The following is a 714-nucleotide window of genomic DNA, read 5'->3' as shown; positions in this document are numbered from 1 at the left end:
GAAACTTGCCATTTGGTTTCCTGACAGAATGATATTAGATTTGAACTAGATTTTTTTTGAGAAGCATTACTTTAGATTTGACACAGTTTATTTTACATACCCAAACATTATACAAAAACGTCAATGGTAGCATGACGACTCCTTACGTCATTCTCATGAAAACCTATCGTGTGGACACATCTCTATGGATATCCCATCCTTGGATTGATGCCTTAAAATATTTCATACCTATCCAAAGGGTTGTTATTCCGGGGTGCCTTTTGCTTTCGTAACCTTTCCATCCCCCTAATCTTACTATCGCCCATAGATACCTTTTTAAGTCCTTCGCTTGATATGGGTTTTTCTGCTTTTGGGTTTTGCCTTCAAGTCTCACTATCTGGTGGTCAAGGAACTCTTGTTCCTGCTCTGTAAAGCAGGAATCTGCTGAAAGTTCCTGCTCAGGCTCTGCATAAGATAGTCTCATCAGAAACAGCTTGATCACCACCTCCATAATCAGTATAGAAAGCTTTTTTACCGAAGAGGCGTACTCTAGCTCAGAGGCCTCTATATTATAACCCTCCTTCTTAAGGATTTTGAATACTTCTTCTATCGTCCATCGCCAGCTATTCAATACAGGTCTTTGCCATTTCAATACTTTCTATATTAATAGTGGTCAATAACCTCCAGCAAATACTATCTTCTCCTGTATAGCTAACCTCTTTTGCCTCTATTATA

Annotated in this window: 1 protein-coding gene; it reads right to left on the bottom strand. The window is 38.8% G+C overall.

What is annotated here, in order from left to right; translation table 11 throughout:
- Nucleotides 1-163 precede the first annotated feature (163 nt).
- Complete coding sequence (locus ACFOUY_RS00005) at nucleotides 164-631, bottom strand: hypothetical protein (RefSeq protein WP_378958384.1); 468 nt, start codon at nucleotides 629-631, stop codon at nucleotides 164-166.
- Nucleotides 632-714: the final 83 nt, after the last annotated feature.

Origin of the sequence: Pedobacter jamesrossensis, assembly GCF_042650905.1 — a bacterium.
Classification (GTDB): domain Bacteria; phylum Bacteroidota; class Bacteroidia; order Sphingobacteriales; family Sphingobacteriaceae; genus Pedobacter; species Pedobacter jamesrossensis.
The sequence above is the reverse complement of the archived record's forward strand: the minus strand, read 5'-3'. Positions and strand labels throughout refer to the sequence as shown.